Raw genomic sequence first — 18,289 nt, forward strand, 5'->3', positions numbered from 1 at the left:
CTTACCTCATTGTCCGTTCCTGAGACTCATAACACGCAACTTGAGACTGGGTCACGGAGTTTTTCATTGTTAGGTCATAGTTTTTGACCTAACAATTATTCGTGCATACCGGGAGGCCGCAGACCATGCAGCAAGATGTTTCACTCGCTGATAGATATGATTTGTCGAAAAAACAGGTTTTGTTAAACGGCACGCAGGCCTTAGTGCGGATGATGTTGATGCAATCGGCGCGCGACCGAGCGGCGGGCCATAGGACAGCTGGCTATGTCACGGGCTATCGCGGATCTCCACTGGGCGCGGTGGATTTTCAGATGACCCGCGCGGCGGCAGAGCTTGAAAATGCGCAGGTGCGGTTTCAAGAAGGGCTGAATGAGGATTTGGCCGCAACGGCGCTTTGGGGCAGCCAGCAGGCCGAGCTGCGCGGTGAGGGAAAATTTGAGGGCGTGTTTGGGCTTTGGTATGGCAAAGGGCCGGGCGTGGATCGCTCCGGCGATGTCTTTCGTCATGCGAATATGGCTGGCACCTCGCCCCTGGGCGGTGTTGTGGCGGCGCTTGGGGATGATCACACCGGCGAGAGCTCGACCACATTGCATCAATCGGAATGGACGATGATCGACAGCTTCATGCCGGTGCTGTCTCCTGCCGGCGTCCAAGAGGTTATGGATTACGGGCTCTTCGGCTTTGCCCTGTCGCGCTTTGCTGGGGTTTGGGCCGGGCTGAAATGCATCAAAGACACGATAGAAGTGACCTCTGTGGTGAACGGCGATCCTCTGCGGTTGGACTTTGTCACCCCAGAGTTCGACATGCCCGAAGGGGGCTTGAATATCCGCCTCATCGACACGCCGCAGGCCCAAGAGGCGCGGGTCATTGATCACAAGCGCAGAGCCGTGCAGGCCTTTGCACGCGCCAATCGGATGGATAAGCGCGTTTTGGGACAGGCTGGCGCAAAAATTGGCTTTGTCGCGGCGGGCAAAAATTGGCTGGATTTGGCCCATGCCATGCAGGTGCTCGGCATGGATCAGGGGGCGGCGGTGCGCCATGGGGTGACAACCTACAAAGTCGCCATGACGTGGCCACTTGATATGCAGTCTTTTGCCGAATGGGCCGAAGGTTTGGACTGCATCGTTGTTGTCGAAGAGAAACGCAAACTGATTGAGGGACAAATCAAAGAAGCTCTTTTCAATCAAAAAGGCAGCTGGCGGGTTTTTGGGTCCAAAGATGCCCAAGGCGCATTGCTCTTTGCCGATAGCTATGCGCTCGATCCAATGGTGATTGCGCAAAAACTCGGTCAAATTTTGATGGCTGAGGGCTGCGGATCGGCACGGCTTACAGGCGCGTTGGAGAGAATTGATGCGGCGCAAACCGCAAACAATGCGCCCACATTGGCCAGCCGCGTGCCGTATTTCTGCTCTGGCTGCCCCCACAGCAGCTCCACGAAAATTCCCGAGGGCAGCCGCGCCTATTCTGGCATTGGCTGTCATTACATGGTGCAATGGATGGATCGGGAGACCTTGGGGTTCACGCAAATGGGCGGTGAGGGGGCCAATTGGATTGGCGAGTCGTTGTTCTCCACCCGCGCGCATGTGTTCCAAAACATAGGCGATGGCACCTATAATCACTCTGGCATCCAAGCCATTCGCGCGGCGCTCGCCGCTGGCACGACCATGACCTATAAAATTCTGTTTAATGATGCCGTGGCGATGACAGGCGGGCAAAACAATGATGGGGGGCTGGATGCTGCGCGGATCGTGCAAGAGATGCGCGGGATCGGGGTGAAACATCTTGCCGTGGTTTATGATGAAAAGGAAGACATCTCTGCGGCTGATTTTCCGGCTGGCACTCCGATGCACCCGCGCGCCCAGCTCAATACGGTGCAAGAGGCATTTCGGCAATTGCCGGGCGTCTCTGTCATTGTCTATGTGCAGACCTGCGCGGCGGAAAAACGCCGCCGCCGTAAAAGAGGGGCCTTCCCCGATCCAGATCAGCGCCTATTTATCAATCCAGATGTCTGCGAAGGCTGCGGCGATTGCGGGGTGCAATCCAACTGCGTCTCTTTGCTGCCGCTCGAGACGCCTTTGGGGCGCAAAAGGCAAATTGATCAGTCCAGCTGCAATAAAGATTTCAGCTGTGTAAACGGGTTTTGCCCCTCTTTTGCCACTGTGCGCGGCGGGCAGCTGCGGCGTCCGGCAGCGCAGCAGCTGTCCATTCCGGAGTTGCCCGCCCCGCCGCCCTGCACGCTGCAAGGAACACATAACGTTGTGGTCACGGGCGTGGGGGGAACCGGGGTGGTGACCATTGGGGCGCTTCTGGCCATGGCGGCGCATTTAGATGGTAAGGCTGCAGGGGTCATGGAAATGGCCGGTCTGGCCCAAAAGGGCGGCGCGGTGCATATTCATTGCCGCATCGGTGAGACGCCAGAAGATATTTCCGCCATTCGTGTGGCTTTGGGCGAATGCGATGCGCTGATTGGCGGTGACCTTGTGGTCTCGGCCCAGGGCAGCACTTTGGGTCTCATGGCGCCCACAGGCGGCGCTGTGGTCAATCGTCACGAAATCATAACTGGGGAATTCACCCGCGACACCGCTTTCGCAATCCCGGGCGCTGATTTGCACCTGGCACTTACCGCAAAGTTGCAGGAGCGCGCGCGGCTGCTCAATGCAACCCGCTTGGCCGAAACGGCTTTGGGAGACACGGTCTATGCCAATATGATCTTGCTTGGCGCCGCCTATCAGCAAGGATTGCTGCCACTCACCCAAGAGGCCTTGCTTGAGGCCATTGCGTTGAATGGGGCGAAAGTGACGCAGAATCAGCAGGCCTTTGCTCTGGGACGTTGGGCCATGGTCGATGCGGATTTGGACAGCAAATTTGAGCGCATAGAAGCCCCGGTTCAGGATCCCGAAGCGGCCCGTGTCGCGGGATTGCGCGCTTATGGTTCAGGTCGCTTGGCGCGCTATGAGGCCATGCGAAGCACACTACAGGGGATGGAGCCAGACTTGCGCGAGACAGCCCTGCAGTCCTATCACAAGCTTCTGTGCTACAAGGATGAATATGAAGTTGCGCGCCTGCTTCAGGCGACCAAGACACAGGTTGCAGAGCGGTTTGAGGGCGATTATGAAATTTCATATCACCTCGCGCCACCGCTTTTGGCAAAAAAAGGCCCGGATGGTCGGCCGCAAAAGCGCAGCTTTGGGGCTTGGTTTGACTTTGTAAGTCAAGGGTTGGCGCGTCTGAGATTTTTGCGCGAAACCCCATTAGATCCTTTCGGATATAGCGCAGAGCGACGCATGGAGCGGCAATTGATTAAGGATTTCGAGAGCTTGGTGGCGCGGATGCTGCACGCGTATGAACCGGCGCAGCTCGGACTGTGGCGCGAGCTTTTGAGTTTGCCGCTCAATATCCGCGGCTTTGGTCCGGTCAAACTGGCCAATGCGCAGGCCATGCAGAAGCGCCGGGCGGAGTTGCTGGCTCAGCTGACATCGCGCCCGGACACTGAGCGCTCCGCCGCCTAAGCTTGCGTTTTTCGGCACAGGAATGGTCAAGGCAGATGCCCTCAGCTATGATCGGGGCAGGGCAGTGTGTGAGACACGGGAATTTAAGCATGGCAATCGGAATTTTTGACAGCGGTCTGGGTGGGTTGACGGTTTATGACGCGATCCGCAAACAGATGCCTGATTTGGATACAGTCTATCTTGGCGATCATAAGCACGCGCCCTATGGGGTGCGCGACGTGGATGATATTTACCGCTGCACCACCCAATCGGTGCAAATTCTCTTTGATCAGGGATGTGACTTGGTGATTTTGGCGTGCAACACGGCCTCGGCCGCTGCATTGCGCCGGATTCAGGAGCATTGGTTGACGGAGGACAAACGGGTTCTGGGTGTCTTCGTGCCGATGATTGAAGCACTGACCGAGCGGCAATGGGGTGACAATTCTCCGCCCCGCCAGGTGGCCGTGGAGCATGTGGCGCTTTTTGCCACGCCGGCCACTGTGTCGAGCCGCGCCTTTCAGCGCGAACTGGCCTTTCGCGCCATAGGTGTTGATGTGGAAGCACAGGCCTGTGGCGGTGTGGTGGATGCAATTGAAGATGGGGATTTCATTCTGGCAGAGGCTTTGGTGCAAAGCCATGTGGACGCGCTGCACCGGAAGATGCCGCACCCGCAGGCGGCTATTTTAGGATGCACCCATTACCCATTGATGCATGATGCGTTTCAAAAAGCGCTTGGGCCTGAGGTTAAGATTTTCTCACAGGCGGATTTGGTGGCGCAAAGCCTAGAAGATTATTTGCAGCGCCATCCAGATAAATTGGGCGCCGCAACCGACCGCAAATTTTTGACAACTGGGGACCCGGTTAAAGTGTCCCAACGCGCCACACAGTTTCTCAAACGCCCGATGCAGTTTGAAGCGGCCTAGGTGCGGCGCAAAGGTGGGTTGAAAAACGCCCGTATTCGTTCCATATCCGATGGGGAACGGAGGATTTTGCAATGGCACATCGGATTATTATTCTTGGCGCGAGCGGTTATACCGGTGCGGAGCTTGTTCGATTGATTGCATTGCATCCTCAGATGGAGATTGTGGCGCTCTCGGCGGACCGGAAGGCCGGGCTTGAGATGCGCGACGTCTTTCCACATTTGTCGCATTTGTCTTTGCCGGTCCTGAAAAAAATCGATGATATTGACTTGGCAGATGCGGATTTGGTGTTTTGTGCTCTTCCACATGCCACGTCACAGGCTGTGATCCATAAATTGCCTGATCATGTAAAAGTCGTGGATCTTTCGGCTGATTTTCGCATCAATGACCCTGAAGTTTACAGCAAATGGTATGGCAAGCCCCATGATGCGCCTGATTTGCAAAAGATCGCGGTTTACGGGCTCACAGAATTTTATCGCGCCGAAATTTCTAAAGCGCGCTTGGTGGCGGGTACGGGATGTAATGCCGCAACGGGGCAGTTTGCATTGCGCCCATTGATCTCTGCCGGTGTGATTGATCTCGATCAGATTATTATCGACTTGAAAACGGGGGTGTCGGGCGCCGGGCGCTCGGCCAAGGAAAATCTGCTGCATGCGGAGCTTTCCGAAGGGTTTCATGCCTATGCGGTCGGGGGGCAGCATCGGCATCTGGCAGAGTTTGATCAGGAATTTTCCGCATTGGCCGGCCGGCCGGTGACGGTCCAATTCACTCCGCATTTGATGCCAGCCAACCGGGGTATTTTGGCGACAGTCTATGTCCAAGGCGCAGCGGATGCGATCTATAACGCCTTGGAGGCGGCCTATGCAGGCGAGCCTTTTGTGCAGCTACTGCCGATGGGCACCCATCCCAGCACGCGCCATATCCGGGGATCTAACTTTTGCCATATTGGCGTCGTTGAGGATCGGATCCCTGGCCGGGTGATCGTCTTGGCAGCCTTGGACAATTTAACAAAAGGCTCCTCTGGGCAAGCGGTGCAAAATGCCAATCTCATGCTCGGCTGTGACGAGACAACCGCCCTGATGATGCCACCGGTGTTTCCATAATGCGCGGGCTCAAAAAACAACGCCGCATTCAGGTGATTGCATTGGCGCTGGTCTGTTTGATTGGCGCGACAGGTTTGATCGGATTTGCCCTGCGTGATGGGATCAACCTTTTTCGCTCTCCGACACAGGTGGTCGAGACCGCCCCAGCGCCTGGGGAAGTGTTCCGTCTGGGCGGTTTGGTCGCGCAAGGCAGCATTCGCCAAGGTGAGGGCGTGCATTTTTATTTCGACATCACTGATGGCGCCAATACTGTGGCGGTGAAATATGTCGGCACCGACCTGCCGCCTGATCTCTTTGAGGAGGGGCAGGGCACCATCGCGACGGGGCGTTTTTCAGATGGGCTATTTGAAGCCACTGAAATTTTGGCCAAACACGATGAAACCTATATGCCCAAAGAAGTGATCGACGCGCTCAAAGAGCAGGGCGTCTATCAAGGCGCGGAAGGCTCCTGACCCAAAGCCGGCTGCGGGCGCTTGGCGCCTGGGGTTGTGACCATTTGCACCGGCAAATCGGAGCGGAGTTTCTTGCCAAGCGCGTTTGAGCCATTATACCAAACCTATGCTTAATGAACTCGCTCATTTTAGTCTGAACATCGCGCTTGGTTTTGCGGTGCTTGGGACAATCATTCCGCTTCTGGGGGCCACATTGCGCCGCAGCAGCTGGATGCAGCTGGCGTCCGTTTTCGCCCTATTGCAATTTTTACTGGTCGCTTTTACCTTTGGAGTGCTCACGCTCGCCTTTGTGACATCGGATTTCTCTTTGCGTTTGGTGGTGCTCAACTCCCATACACTCAAGCCGATGATCTATAAAATCGCTGGGGTTTGGGGCAATCATGAAGGCTCATTGCTGCTTTGGGTTTTGATCCTAACCTTTTTCGCCGCCTGCGCCGCTCTATTCGGTCGGCGACTGCCGCAAAGCCTTTTGGCGCGGGTTTTGGGGGTGCAAAGCGCCATTACCACAGCCTTTCTGGCCTTTGTTTTGCTAACATCTAATCCCTTCACACGCGTGGCATTTCCGCCCTTTAATGGGCAGGGGCTCAATCCCTTGCTGCAAGATCCCGGCTTGGCCTTTCACCCGCCGTTTTTGTATCTTGGCTATGTCGGCCTATCGATCACCTTCTCTTTTGCCATCGCCGCCTTGCTGGAAGGCAAAGTGGATTCGGCTTGGGGACGCTGGGTGCGGCCTTGGACTTTGGCGGCTTGGATTTTTCTGACAATCGGAATCGGCCTGGGCAGCTGGTGGGCCTATTATGAGCTTGGTTGGGGCGGGTTCTGGTTTTGGGATCCTGTCGAAAACGCAAGTTTCATGCCGTGGTTGATTTCAGCAGCCTTGCTTCATTCGGCCATTGTGGTTGAGAAACGCGACGCGCTGAAAGCATGGACGATCTTATTGGCAATCTTGGCCTTTGGCTTTTCACTGATCGGCACCTTTATCGTGCGCTCGGGCGTTCTGACCTCCGTACATGCCTTTGCCAACGATCCTGAGCGCGGTGTGTTCATCTTGATGATTTTGGCCGTGTTTTTCGGTGGCGCATTATTGCTCTTTGCCCTGCGTGCCAAAGCTATGGACAGCAAGGGGGTCTTTGCGCCTGTCAGCCGTGAAAGCGCTTTGATTGCCAATAACTTGCTGCTGGCCATAAGCTGCTTTGTGGTTTTTGTTGGCACGGTCTGGCCTTTGGTGGCCGAATTATTGATGGATCGTAAACTCTCGGTTGGCCCGCCATTTTTTGATCTCGCCTTTACCCCCTTTATGGTGGCTTTGGCGGTGATATTGCCGATCGGCTCGACTCTGCCATGGAAGCGCGCGCGGAGGGCGCATATCACCCGGCTTTGGCCGGTGGCACTTTTGTGTTTGGCGGTTGTTGGACTGGCTTGGGCCATGCAAACGGGGCGATCATTGATTGGTCCGGTTGGGCTTGGCCTTGGTGTTTGGCTGGTCATGGGCGTGGTGATTGAGCTTTATCAACGCTGCGGACGTGGCGCGGGGAAAATGCGCCGTTTGCTGCGGCTGCCTTTGGCCGATTGGGGCAAGGCAGTTGCCCATGCCGGGCTAGGCATCACCATCTTTGGCGTGGCTGGTATCACCGCATGGCAGGTGGAAGACATTCGCGTTCTTGAAATTGGCCAATCTGCTGAGCTTGCGGGCTTTACCATCACCTTGGAGGCCGTAGAGGATCGACGGGGACCGAATTACCTCACCACAATGGCGGATGTGGCCTTGTCGCGGCAAGGCCAGCCGATCGCAATGCTGCATCCGGAGCGGCGCTATTATCCAGTGGCAGAGATGCCAACGACAGAAGCGGGCATTGATAGCGGGCTGTGGCGGGATATTTATGTGGTTGTGGGGGATGCGCAACCCGAGGGCGGCTATGCGGTGCGGAGTTTCATCAAACCCTTAGCCAATTGGATCTGGAGCGGGGCGATCATTATGGCTTTGGGAGGCTTTCTGAGCCTATTTGATCGGCGTTACCGGATGGCGCCCGGCGCTGCGCGTGAACCGGGCCCGGAGGCGGCACAATGAGGCAGGTTTTTGTCCTATTATCCCTTCTTCTCTGGGCTGGAATCGCCTCGGCCGTGGAGCCCGATGAAGTTCTATCTGATCCGGTTTTGGAAAATCGAGCTCGGCTGATTTCTCAAGGGCTGCGCTGTTTGCAATGCCGCAATGAGAGCATCGATGAATCTAACGCCGGTATTGCCCGAGACCTCAGGTTATTGGTTCGAGACCGCCTGCTCGAAGGTGACAGCGACACAGAGGTCATGGATTATGTTGTTGCACGATATGGGGAATATGTTTTGCTACGGCCCAATGGATTGGGTATAAATTTGGTGCTGTGGTTGGCGGGGCCGGCGTTGTTTTTGGTCTCACTTGCGGGGCTGATTGCCGTGCAGCGGCGCAGCAAACGCAAAGACTCCATAGACCAGTTGACCGAAGACGAAGAAAGAGAAATTGAAAAACTCCTCTCATCTTGAGTGGGACAGGGCGCGGAACGCCGCAAGCACAGGATTTTATTATGATTTATGAGACACTCACCTACGCTGTAGACCACAATGTTGCCGTGATCACGCTTAATCGCCCCACGGTGATGAATGCGCTCAACACGCAGATGCGCGCTGAGATCACGGATGCAATGCACCAGGCCGGTCAGGCGGCGCGGGTGGTGGTGCTAACCGGCTCAGGCCGGGCGTTTTGTTCGGGGCAGGACTTGGGCGCGGAGGGAAATTTTGCGGATATCGATCTCGAGCGCACGTTGAAAGATGAATATGTGCCAATGCTCAAAGCCATTACAGAATGTCCGGTGCCGACCATTTCTGCCGTCAATGGTCCAGCCGCGGGGGCTGGGGCGAATTTGGCGCTCGCAGCGGACGTGGTGATTGCAGCTGAATCTGCTTATTTTGTGCAGGCCTTCACCCGTATTGGTCTTATACCCGACGCGGGCGGCACCTATCTTTTGCCGCGGCAAATAGGTCTGGCTAAGGCCATGGGTGCGGCGCTTTTTGCTGATAAAATTTATGCGCGGCAGGCCAGTGAGATGGGCATGATCTGGGAGAGCGTCGCTGATGAGAAATTTGAGACCCAATGGCAGGCCCGAGCCGCGCATTTGGCCTCGGGTCCGACAGAAACATACGGCCATGTAAAAACGGCCATTCGCCAGAGTCTTTCCAATTCCGAAGAAGACCAGCTTGAGCTGGAAGCGCGCTTGCAAGGCGCCTGTGGCCGCACCCGTGATTTCAAAGAGGGGGTGACAGCCTTTCTGGACAAGCGCACTGCCAAGTTTGAAGGTCGGTGACGTGGGTTCGGTAATGAAGTGACGTAACATAGATGAGTGTTGAGGGAGGGTCGATTTAACCTATCCTCAGGCGACGGGGTGTGCATTACGACGCTTGACCGGAACCGCAATGCTTCTAAAAAAAACCTCTGTATAACGCCATTTCAACATGAAATGAGGGCAGCGCCTGCCGGGGGGGGCAGCCTGGTGTTGCCACCGGGCGTATTGTTTTGGCTTGGCTGTTGGATTATGCAGAGATCTTAGAGATGTAGTGGTCAATTTGTGGCCTGCAAGTCGTGCCGAATAGAGGCGGCAAGCGGATGAAATAAAAAAGGATTTTTACATGAATTTTAGAATTATGTTTTTGATCGCGGCTTTGGGACCAATGAAAGCACAGGCATGGGAGGTTTTTCAAGAGAGGGAAGATGACGGGCGTGTCTTTACAATTGCCGAGCAGGCGGGAGAAGCTGGGGCGTTTTTGCGGCTTGTGTGCTTTGAAAAGAAAATACATTTGGAAGTGATCTTTCCTGCAGCGCTTGAGCCGGTTGATGATACAGTCGAGCTATTTCAGATCGATGATAGGCCTGAGCGCCTTGTTGCTGGATTTGTCGATGAGATTGATGCGTCAACCTCGATTTTCGTGGGCGTGGACCGTCGTGATGAGCCGGCGGCCTCTACGAAAATACTTGTGGATGAAATGGCCGCAGGTCAGGCGGTTTTCCTTGGTGATCCCGATGCTCGGGAGGCGATTGAGCGCTGGTCTCTCCAAGGTTCGCGTAAAGCGATCAACCAGATTCGTAATAAATGCACCTAGATTCAGGAGCCTTTGATTAAATCCCCCATTCCCGGGTGCAAGAACACCACAGAGCGGAAATGGGGGTTAGGGTCTTTGTTCTAGCGTTTCTCGATATCCACATAGTCTCGCGTGGTCTCGCCGCAATACAACTGGCGGGGGCGGCCAATCTTCATGGTTGGATCTGAGATCATCTCTTTCCATTGCGAAATCCAACCGACCGTCCGAGACAGGGCGAAGATCGGTGTGAACATCGAAGTTGGAAAGCCCAGGGCCTCCAAGATAATACCCGAGTAGAAATCAACATTTGGGAAGAGTTTCTTCTCGGCAAAATATGGATCGGCCAGGGCAGCTTTTTCCAACTCTTTGGCCACCTGCAAGATGGGGTTATTCTCAACGCCCAAAAGCTCCAGAACTTCATCTGCCGATTCTTTAAGAACCGTCGCGCGCGGGTCGATGTTTTTGTAAACCCGGTGCCCAAAGCCCATCAGACGGAAGGGATCGTCTTTGTCTTTGGCGCGGGCGATAAACTCTGGAATGCGGTCGACCGTGCCGATTTCATTGAGCATTTCCAGGCAAGCTTGGTTTGCGCCGCCATGTGCCGGACCCCAAAGACAGGCAATTCCAGCTGCAATGCAGGCAAATGGATTGGCCCCAGAGGAGGACGCCAGACGAACCGTAGAGGTCGAAGCATTTTGCTCATGATCTGCATGAAGGGTGAATATCCGGTCCATCGCGCGCGACAAGATAGGGTTCACCTCATAGTCTTCGGCAGGCACCGCAAAGCACATGCGCAGGAAGTTTGAGGCATAATCCACATCATTGCGTGGATAAACAAAGGGCTGTCCAACCGTGTATTTATAGGCCATGGCTGCAATTGTTGGCATTTTCGCGATCAAACGAATGGACGCGACCTCGCGCTGGTGCTGGTCGGTAATATCGGTTGAATCGTGATAGAATGCCGACATGGCTCCAACAACACCGGTCATAATGGCCATCGGATGGGCATCACGGCGGAAGCCGCGGAAGAAATTGACCATCTGTTCGTGCAGCATGGTGTGATTTGTCACCAGGCTTTCAAACTCTTCGAGCTCAGTTGCATTTGGCAAGTGACCGTTGAGCAACAAAAAGCACACTTCCAAATAGTGGCTTTGCGAGGCCAGCTGATCAATGGGATAGCCTCGATGCAGCAATACGCCGGCCTCTCCATCGATGAAGGTGATGGTCGAATCGCAGGCGGCGGTTGAGGTGAAGCCCGGGTCATAGGTGAAGACATTGGCCTGTGCATAGAGCTTTCGAATATCTACCACATCCGGTCCCGCTGTCGGCGACATCACCGGAAGGTCATAGGTGGTCCCGTTCAGGGTCAGTTTGGCAATGTTTTGTACGTCATCGGTCATATTATTCTCATCTTCCCAGTTCAGCATGGTCTCAAAGGGCCTGCTCAACTTATATCGTTTAGCCGTGCAATGGTTTCATCCCGGCCCAACACTAACATCATGTCAAATACACTCGGCGAGGTAACGCGTCCTGAAAGTGCGGCCCTTAGTGGGGCTGCCAACTTGCCCATTTTTGTCTCATGGGACAGTGCAAGGCGTTCAACCAAACCTTCCAGTTCTTCTCGCGTCCAGATAGCATTTTGCAACTGCGGCGTCAATTCCTTCAGTATACTAATGGATACTGAATCAAGCGCTAGGAGCGCTTTCTCTTCCAGATTCAAAGGGCGAGGCTGGAGTATAAATGATGATTTATCAATGAGTTCCGGCATGGTTTTCGCGCGTTCCTTGACGCAATAAGCGCCGGACAGGAAGAGAGATTTTTGTGCATCACTCAAAGGGTCAGCCTGGGTTGCCGCTAGATATCCCTCCAGTTCATGCAGCAATGCAGCATCATCGGTCTGCGCGATGTGTTGGCCGGAAATATTGGCCAATTTTTTGAAGTCAAACCGCGCGGGTGATTTGCCAATGTGCTCAAGGTCAAACCAGGATTGCGCTTGGGCATCGGTGAAGAACTCGTCATCCCCATGGCTCCAGCCCAAACGCGCCAGATAATTGCGCATTCCGGCGGCCGAGTAGCCAAGCGCTTGATACTCCTCAACCCCTGTCGCGCCGTGGCGCTTGGACATTTTCTTGCCGTCCGGCCCATGAATGAGCGGGATATGCGCATAGGTTGGCAGATCCCAGCCCATGGCCAGGTAAATCTGAATTTGCCGCGCCGCATTGTTCAGGTGATCGTCGCCGCGAATAACATGGGTGACGCCCATATGATGGTCATCGACCACAACAGCGAGCATATAAACGGGGCTGCCATCTGATCGGAGCAGAACCATGTCATCAAGCTGATCATTGCGGATAACAACATCCCCTTGCACCTGATCCTTGATGAGCGTTTGCCCCTCGCGCGGGGCTTTGAGCCGCACCACATAGGGCGCGTCGGGATGATCCCCCTCTTCGACATCACGCCAGGGGGAGCGAAACAGCGTCGAGCGTTTTTCCGCTTGCGCCGCCTCTCGAAAGGCGGCGATTTCCTCTTGCGTCGCAAAGCATTTATAGGCATGGCCCGCTGCCAGCATTTGCGCGGCCACGTCCGCGTGACGCGCCGCATTGGCCGCTTGACTGACCGGCGTGCCATCAAAGTCCAAGCCAAGCCAAGCCAACCCCCGGTAGATGGCCTGGGTTGAGGCCTCGGTTGAGCGCTCCTTATCTGTATCTTCCACCCGCAGCAAAAATTGCCCGCCGTGGCGCCGAGCGAAGAGCCAGTTGAACAGGGCCGTGCGCGCCGAGCCAATGTGCAATGTTCCGGTCGGGGAGGGGGCAAAACGGGTGACTACGGGGGTGTCAGACATGATGTTCATCTTTCGCAAAGGAAAAGGGCGCAGACTGTACCTAAGGCGCATCCATAGAGAGGACAAGTGCAGCATTGGTCTTGGATTTGGGCAGCGGTGGAGTCTGCGCTGCAGGCGCAGGCGCAAAACCTGATGCATTGGACCGCTTTTGGTTTTGGCTTGGGAATTGCGGCCTATTTTGGAGTGCCGCGCGAGCCAGGACCATTGGTCTTCCTAGCCGCCAGCCTCTCTGCGGGTCTATGTGTGGGGCTTGCGATCCGATTTCGCACTGGCATAGCGCGGTTGCTAATCGTGATCGCCGCTCTGGCGGGTGGGTTTGCCTGGAGTCAATATCGGGCCCATGCGGTCTCTGGCCCTGTTCTGTCAGAGCGGTTTTATGGTGCGGTGCAGGGGCGGGTTGTCGGCATTGATCGCAGCCTGTCTGAAAAGCCGCGCCTAACTTTGGATCACTTGGTGTTAGGCTCATTGCCGCAGCGCGTCACGCCAAACCGTTTGCGCGTGGCGCTGCATGGGAGGGCACAAGAGAATATGCCACAGATCGGCGACATCGTCCTGCTCGCAGCGCATGTGTCGCCGCCGCCCGGGCCGGCTGAACCCTATGGCTATGATTTTCAACGACAGGCTTGGTTTGCGCAATTGGGTACGGTGGGATATACACGCAGCCCCGTGATGATCTGGCGCGCGGCACCGGCCGATCAGGGCGGGCTCATCGTTCAAAAATGGCGTCAGAAGATCGGCGCGCATATGGCGGCTCATATGCCAGCCCGCACCGCAGGGGTGGCGGTGGCCATCACGGTTGGTGACCGAATGTATCTTGATCGAGAGGTGCAGCAAACCTTGCGCGCGGCAAATCTTTCGCATCTTTTGGCGATTTCTGGCCTGCATATGGGCCTGCTCACCAGTCTGGTGTTCTTTTTAACGCGGGCCCTTTTGTCCTGTCTGCCCTATCTTATTTTAAACTGGCCGATCAAGAAAATAGCCGCGCTGATGAGCATAGGGGTTGGGGCGGGGTATTTGATGCTGTCCGGTGCCAGTGTTGCGACCGAGCGGGCGTATATTATGGCCTTTACCATCTTCGCAGCTGTGCTGCTCGAACGGCGTGCGATCACCTTGCACGCGCTGGCGATTGCTGCAATTTTGGTTTTGCTGCTCCGGCCGGAGGCCCTGCTGGGTCCGGGCTTTCAAATGTCATTTGCAGCCACTGGCCTTTTGATCATTGTGTTTAACGCGATGAGCCAGTGGACATGGACGGCGCGCTGGCCGTCGGGCACGCGGTATTTGATGGGATCTGTGGTCTCGGCAGTGGTGGCTGGCCTTGCCACTGCCCCGATCGCAGCGGCGCATTTCAAAATACTGCCGCATTACGGGGTCTTGGCAAATGTTGTCGCGGTTCCGATTATGGGGTTTGTGGTCAAGCCCAGTGCGATTTTGGCCGCAGCGCTGGCCCCCTTTGGGGGAGAGGCGTTGGGGTTTTGGGGCATGACCTTGGGGTTAGGAGCAATTTTGGATGTTGCGAGCCATGTTGCAGATCTTCCCCAGTCGGTCAGCCATATCAAAGCACCACCGCCAGGGATATTGGGTCTACTGGCGGCATCTGTGCTGTTTGGAATTTTGTGGCAGGGTCGATTGCGATATCTTGCTGTTATTCCCGCCTGTGCCACTTTGATTTGCTGGGTTATGTCTCCTCGTCCGGATGTATTGATCAGCGGTGATGGGCGTTTGGTTGGTGTGATGGTGCAGGGTACAAGGGTTCTGAATGTCGCAAAAGGTTCGGGCTTTGTGGCGCGCAGCTGGCTTGAGAATGACGGGAACCCCATCTCTCAAAAATCTGCCTATGGGGCTATGCCATCTTGGCTCGAGATTGTGGACAAAGGATCTCACCCGATGCGCCCCTGTCAAGCCGCACTGGTGGTTGTGCAAGATTGGCGGTCTGAGCCGGCCTGCGGTGGCTTTGATTTGGAGGCGCTGGCAACTGCGGGGGGCGTGGCAGGACGCTTCGATAGCTCCGGCAGGCTGCAATGGATCACGGTCAGACAGGCTATCGGACACAGGCTTTGGAACAGCGCAGAGTTGCGGGATGCGAAAGGCCACGATCCAGCAGGCCTTAAAGCGCGTTAATAGGTGCGGATCAGGCCCACCAATTTGCCCTGTACTTTGACTTGATCGTCGCGGAATACGCGGGTTTCATAGGCAGGATTGGCCGCTTCAAGCGCGATGGCGCTGCCATTGCGGCGGAACCGTTTCAAAGTGGCCTCGTGATCTTCGACCAAGGCGACGACGATATCGCCATTCTGGGCTGTGCTGGTTTCTCGGATCACCACCACGTCACCGTCATTGATTCCAACCTCGATCATCGAGTCGCCCTTCACCTCCAGCGCGTAATGCTGACCGGCGTTTGAGATCATGTCGCCCGGCACAGCCACATCACGCGCGTAGTCTTGAATTGCAGAAATAGGCACGCCAGCTGCGATGCGACCCATCATCGGCAATGATCTCACGTCTGCCGAATCCAGATCAATGGCATCACGTGGCCGGTCAGGACGATCCCCAGCAATCAGCCGCGGTGCAAACCCGCGTGTCGCGGGTTGCATCTGTTCGGGCATCCGCAGAATTTCAATGGCCCGCGCCCGATGCGCCAGGCGGCGAATGAATCCGCGTTCCTCGAGGGCCGTAATCAAGCGGTGGATACCGGATTTTGATTTGAGATCGAGCGCCTCTTTCATTTCGTCAAAGGATGGGGAGACGCCATCGACCTGCATGCGCGCGTGGATAAACTCAAGCAGTTGCAATTGCTTTTTGGTTAGCATGACATCATCTCCCAAGGTTGAGTCAATTCGCCGTGTTTGGGTAATGTTCTACTCACGTTCCCCTTTTGTGTCAAGCTGTTTTGCATGACTTACAAAGGAATATAACGCATCTCGCTGCCTTTGGGCATGGCGGGGGCCTGGATTGGAGCAATCGCGAGTGCGTTTGCGCCGCTCAAGATGCTTAGCAAAGAGCTGTCTTGCCGTGTGGCCACATGCAGAGCGCCATCTATCAAAGTGGCGCGCATATAGTGTTCTCGGGCGCCATTGGCGGGAAGATCATGGGCCAGTGGCGCGGTTTGCTGCGCGCGCTGACGGGCCGGCAGACCGAGCATCTTTTCGATCAAGGGCACCACGAAAATCTCGCCGCAGACCATGGCGGACACTGGGTTGCCCGGAAGTCCGATCATCGCCCGCCCGCCCATATGCCCGGCCATCAGGGGTTTCCCGGGGCGCATTGCAACTTTGTAAAAAGATTGCTCCAGCCCGAACTCGGCCGCGGCCTGCGCCACCAAGTCATAATCGCCCACAGAGACGCCACCAATGGTCAGGACCAGATCAGCATCACGGGTCAGGGCAAAGACCTCCGCCAAGGAGCCCAACCGATCGCGGGCAATCGGTAATATTCGCGCCTCTGCGCCAGCTTTTTGCAGCATAGCGGCGAGCCCATAGCTGTTTGACGCGATGATTTGATCGTCGCGGGGGGCATCGCCGGGCTGTACCAATTCATCGCCTGTGGCGATAAGGGCAACCTTCGGCCTGCGGGTCACATTCGGGCGCGGGACATTCATTGCGGCCAAAAGCGCGATGTCTTGCGCAGACAGGCGGCGCGGGGCGCGCAGCTGATGACCTTTGGTGAAATCACCGCCAGCAGGGCGCCGATGGGCCCCATCATTTGGACCGTCAATCAGCGTGATTTGTCCATCTTTGGCGCAGACATTCTCTTGAATAAGGACATGGTCAGTGCCTTGGGGCAGGGGTGCGCCGGTGAATATCCGCGTGGCCTGGCCGGCGGCAACGGGACTTGAAAAAGGATGCCCGGCCGCAGATTCGCCAATCACTTGCCATGTTTGCGCGCCGGCTGCGAGATCGGTGGCGCGGATTGCGTAGCCATCCATGGCCGCGGCGGCGAAGGGCGGTTGATCGCGGTTGGCTGTGACGGTTTGGGCCAAAACCCGCCCCTGTGCGTATTGCAGGGCAATGTCTTCGCTTGGCAGCGCGTCGCTGAGTGCCAAAATATGGTCAAGCGCCTCTCTAACCGAAATCATAGCGCCGAACGCCGCCAGGTGCCGGACTTGCCGCCTTGCTTTTCTTCGAGCTGAATAGACGCAATGGTGATGCCTTTATCGACGGCTTTCATCATGTCATAGACCGTGAGGGCCGCTGTGCTGGCGGCGGTGAGGGCTTCCATCTCAACTCCGGTTTGCCCGCGTGTTTTCACGGTGGCGGTGATCAGGACTCGGTGAGTTGCCCGATCAGGCTCAAGATCGACCGTGACCTTAGTGATCGGCAACGGATGGCACAGGGGGATCAGCTCAGAGGTTTTTTTTGCGGCCATAATCCCCGCTATTCGGGCCACAGCCAGCGCATCGCCCTTTTTCAAATTCCCCTCCAGCAGGACATCCATGGCCGCTTGTGTGAGCTGCACGATGGCCGTGGCAGTGGCCATACGATCTGTGTCGGATTTTCCAGAGACATCGACCATATGGGCGTGTCCGGCCTCATCAAGATGGGTCAGTTTTGACATTTAAATCCTATCTGGCATCCGCGGATTGGCCAAAAGAGTTCGCGTGGCCTGCGCCACATCGTTCTGACGCATCAGGCTTTCGCCAATGAGGAAGGTTCGGGCACCATGGCCGGCCAGATCGGCCAGATCTTCGGCTGTGTAAATCCCGCTTTCGGCAACTATGGTTTTGTCCGCTGGCACGCGCTGCGCGAGACTGCGGGTGGTGTCCAGCGTGACATCAAAGGTGTTGAGATTGCGGTTGTTGATGCCAATCAAGGAGGATTTGAGCGCAAGGCCGCGGTCCAATTCAGCGGCGTCATGCACTTCAATCAAGGCATCCATGCCCCAGGCCGTGGCGGCCGCTTCCAATTCTGCCGCTTGGCTGTCCGAGACGGAGGCCATGATAATCAAGATACAATCGGCACCCAAGGCGCGGGCTTCTGCGACCTGATAGGTGTCGTACATGAAATCTTTGCGCAGCGCCGGTAGGGTTGTGGCGGCGCGGGCGGCGGTGAGATAGCTGTCATCCCCCTGAAAGGACGGCCCATCTGTCAGAATAGACAGGCAGGTCGCACCGCCTTGCTCATAGGCACGGGCCAGTGCGGGCGGATCGAAATCTGCACGAATGAGGCCTTTCGAGGGCGAGGCTTTCTTCACCTCTGCGATCAAAGCATAACCGGTCTGAGCGGCTTCTTTGAGGCGGCTGGCAAAGCCGCGCAGGGGGGGCGCCGCGCGGGCGGCTGCTTCAACCTCGGCCAAAGAGACGGCCGCCTTGCGTGCTGCAATCTCTTCAAGCTTATAGGCTTTGATCTTATCAAGAATAGTGTCTGTCATATATTCAGTC

15 protein-coding genes are annotated in these 18,289 nt (G+C 56.1%); 9 read left to right on the forward strand and 6 right to left on the reverse strand.

Annotated features, from left to right (window positions below; genetic code table 11):
• Positions 1-125 precede the first annotated feature (125 nt).
• From RCA23_RS07555 to RCA23_RS07590, 8 genes are all read left to right on the forward strand, one after another.
• Complete coding sequence (locus RCA23_RS07555) at positions 126-3,509, forward strand: indolepyruvate ferredoxin oxidoreductase family protein (RefSeq protein ID WP_044049797.1); 3,384 nt, start codon at positions 126-128, stop codon at positions 3,507-3,509.
• 89 nt (positions 3,510-3,598) lie between these two features.
• Entirely contained in the window at positions 3,599-4,411 is an 813-nt protein-coding gene (gene murI, locus RCA23_RS07560) for a glutamate racemase (protein WP_044049798.1), read from the forward strand.
• Positions 4,412-4,482: 71 nt separating this feature from the next.
• Positions 4,483-5,511: an N-acetyl-gamma-glutamyl-phosphate reductase gene (gene argC / locus RCA23_RS07565; protein WP_044049799.1), complete on the forward strand. Its 1,029-nt coding sequence runs from the start codon at positions 4,483-4,485 to the stop codon at positions 5,509-5,511.
• Entirely contained in the window at positions 5,511-5,963 is a 453-nt protein-coding gene (ccmE, locus tag RCA23_RS07570; protein ID WP_044049800.1) for a cytochrome c maturation protein CcmE, read from the forward strand. Before argC ends, ccmE begins: the two co-directional genes overlap by 1 nt.
• A gap of 106 nt (positions 5,964-6,069) precedes the next feature.
• Entirely contained in the window at positions 6,070-8,031 is a 1,962-nt protein-coding gene (locus RCA23_RS07575; RefSeq protein WP_044049801.1) for a heme lyase CcmF/NrfE family subunit, read from the forward strand.
• Positions 8,028-8,480, forward strand: coding sequence for a cytochrome c-type biogenesis protein CcmH (locus tag RCA23_RS07580; protein WP_044049802.1), 453 nt, complete (start codon positions 8,028-8,030; stop codon positions 8,478-8,480). The genes RCA23_RS07575 and RCA23_RS07580 overlap by 4 nt, the downstream gene beginning before the upstream one ends.
• 41 nt (positions 8,481-8,521) lie before the next feature.
• Positions 8,522-9,298 (forward strand): enoyl-CoA hydratase-related protein, encoded by a 777-nt coding sequence (locus RCA23_RS07585; RefSeq protein WP_044051389.1) that lies wholly within the window; start codon positions 8,522-8,524, stop codon positions 9,296-9,298.
• Positions 9,299-9,620: 322 nt separating this feature from the next.
• On the forward strand, positions 9,621-10,091 hold the full coding sequence (locus RCA23_RS07590; RefSeq protein WP_169701368.1) for a hypothetical protein: 471 nt from the start codon (positions 9,621-9,623) through the stop codon (positions 10,089-10,091).
• 80 nt (positions 10,092-10,171) lie between these two features.
• Here RCA23_RS07590 and gltA read toward each other — a convergent pair whose 3' ends face one another.
• Together gltA and gltX are read right to left on the reverse strand one after the other, a co-directional pair.
• Complete coding sequence (gltA, locus tag RCA23_RS07595; RefSeq protein ID WP_044051390.1) at positions 10,172-11,470, reverse strand: citrate synthase; 1,299 nt, start codon at positions 11,468-11,470, stop codon at positions 10,172-10,174.
• Between the two features lie 44 nt (positions 11,471-11,514).
• Complete coding sequence (gltX, locus tag RCA23_RS07600; RefSeq protein WP_044051391.1) at positions 11,515-12,915, reverse strand: glutamate--tRNA ligase; 1,401 nt, start codon at positions 12,913-12,915, stop codon at positions 11,515-11,517.
• 66 nt (positions 12,916-12,981) lie between these two features.
• Between gltX and RCA23_RS07605 the strand changes: the two genes are divergently transcribed.
• Positions 12,982-15,033 (forward strand): ComEC/Rec2 family competence protein, encoded by a 2,052-nt coding sequence (locus RCA23_RS07605; RefSeq protein ID WP_052377088.1) that lies wholly within the window; start codon positions 12,982-12,984, stop codon positions 15,031-15,033.
• On the opposite strand, the gene lexA is transcribed toward RCA23_RS07605, so the two are convergent.
• The 4 genes from lexA to trpC form a co-directional block, all read right to left on the reverse strand.
• Positions 15,030-15,722 (reverse strand): transcriptional repressor LexA, encoded by a 693-nt coding sequence (gene lexA, locus RCA23_RS07610; protein ID WP_044049804.1) that lies wholly within the window; start codon positions 15,720-15,722, stop codon positions 15,030-15,032. The genes RCA23_RS07605 and lexA overlap by 4 nt on opposite strands.
• A gap of 89 nt (positions 15,723-15,811) precedes the next feature.
• Positions 15,812-16,987, reverse strand: a complete 1,176-nt coding sequence (locus RCA23_RS07615; RefSeq protein ID WP_044049805.1) for a molybdopterin molybdotransferase MoeA — start codon at positions 16,985-16,987, stop codon at positions 15,812-15,814.
• Entirely contained in the window at positions 16,984-17,466 is a 483-nt protein-coding gene (moaC, locus tag RCA23_RS07620) for a cyclic pyranopterin monophosphate synthase MoaC (RefSeq protein ID WP_044049806.1), read from the reverse strand. The genes RCA23_RS07615 and moaC overlap by 4 nt, the downstream gene beginning before the upstream one ends.
• Positions 17,467-18,279 carry an indole-3-glycerol phosphate synthase TrpC gene (trpC, locus tag RCA23_RS07625; RefSeq protein ID WP_044049807.1) on the reverse strand — a complete coding sequence of 271 codons (813 nt, stop codon included), beginning with the start codon at positions 18,277-18,279 and terminating at the stop codon, positions 17,467-17,469. It lies immediately after the preceding gene.
• Positions 18,280-18,289: the final 10 nt, after the last annotated feature.

Source organism: Planktomarina temperata RCA23 (assembly GCF_000738435.1).
GTDB classification, from domain to species: Bacteria; Pseudomonadota; Alphaproteobacteria; order Rhodobacterales; family Rhodobacteraceae; genus Planktomarina; species Planktomarina temperata.

Coding starts and splice junctions, on each gene's coding strand:
- moaC (WP_044049806.1), bottom strand. CDS start 17,466: ATGTCAAAACTGACCCATCTTGATGAGGCCGGACACGCCCATATGGTC.
- trpC (WP_044049807.1), bottom strand. CDS start 18,279: ATGACAGACACTATTCTTGATAAGATCAAAGCCTATAAGCTTGAAGAG.
- RCA23_RS07585 (WP_044051389.1), top strand. CDS start 8,522: ATGATTTATGAGACACTCACCTACGCTGTAGACCACAATGTTGCCGTG.
- RCA23_RS07615 (WP_044049805.1), bottom strand. CDS start 16,987: ATGATTTCGGTTAGAGAGGCGCTTGACCATATTTTGGCACTCAGCGAC.
- murI (WP_044049798.1), top strand. CDS start 3,599: ATGGCAATCGGAATTTTTGACAGCGGTCTGGGTGGGTTGACGGTTTAT.
- gltX (WP_044051391.1), bottom strand. CDS start 12,915: ATGTCTGACACCCCCGTAGTCACCCGTTTTGCCCCCTCCCCGACCGGA.
- lexA (WP_044049804.1), bottom strand. CDS start 15,722: ATGCTAACCAAAAAGCAATTGCAACTGCTTGAGTTTATCCACGCGCGC.
- RCA23_RS07590 (WP_169701368.1), top strand. CDS start 9,621: ATGAATTTTAGAATTATGTTTTTGATCGCGGCTTTGGGACCAATGAAA.
- RCA23_RS07575 (WP_044049801.1), top strand. CDS start 6,070: ATGCTTAATGAACTCGCTCATTTTAGTCTGAACATCGCGCTTGGTTTT.
- gltA (WP_044051390.1), bottom strand. CDS start 11,470: ATGACCGATGACGTACAAAACATTGCCAAACTGACCCTGAACGGGACC.
- argC (WP_044049799.1), top strand. CDS start 4,483: ATGGCACATCGGATTATTATTCTTGGCGCGAGCGGTTATACCGGTGCG.
- RCA23_RS07555 (WP_044049797.1), top strand. CDS start 126: ATGCAGCAAGATGTTTCACTCGCTGATAGATATGATTTGTCGAAAAAA.
- ccmE (WP_044049800.1), top strand. CDS start 5,511: ATGCGCGGGCTCAAAAAACAACGCCGCATTCAGGTGATTGCATTGGCG.
- RCA23_RS07580 (WP_044049802.1), top strand. CDS start 8,028: ATGAGGCAGGTTTTTGTCCTATTATCCCTTCTTCTCTGGGCTGGAATC.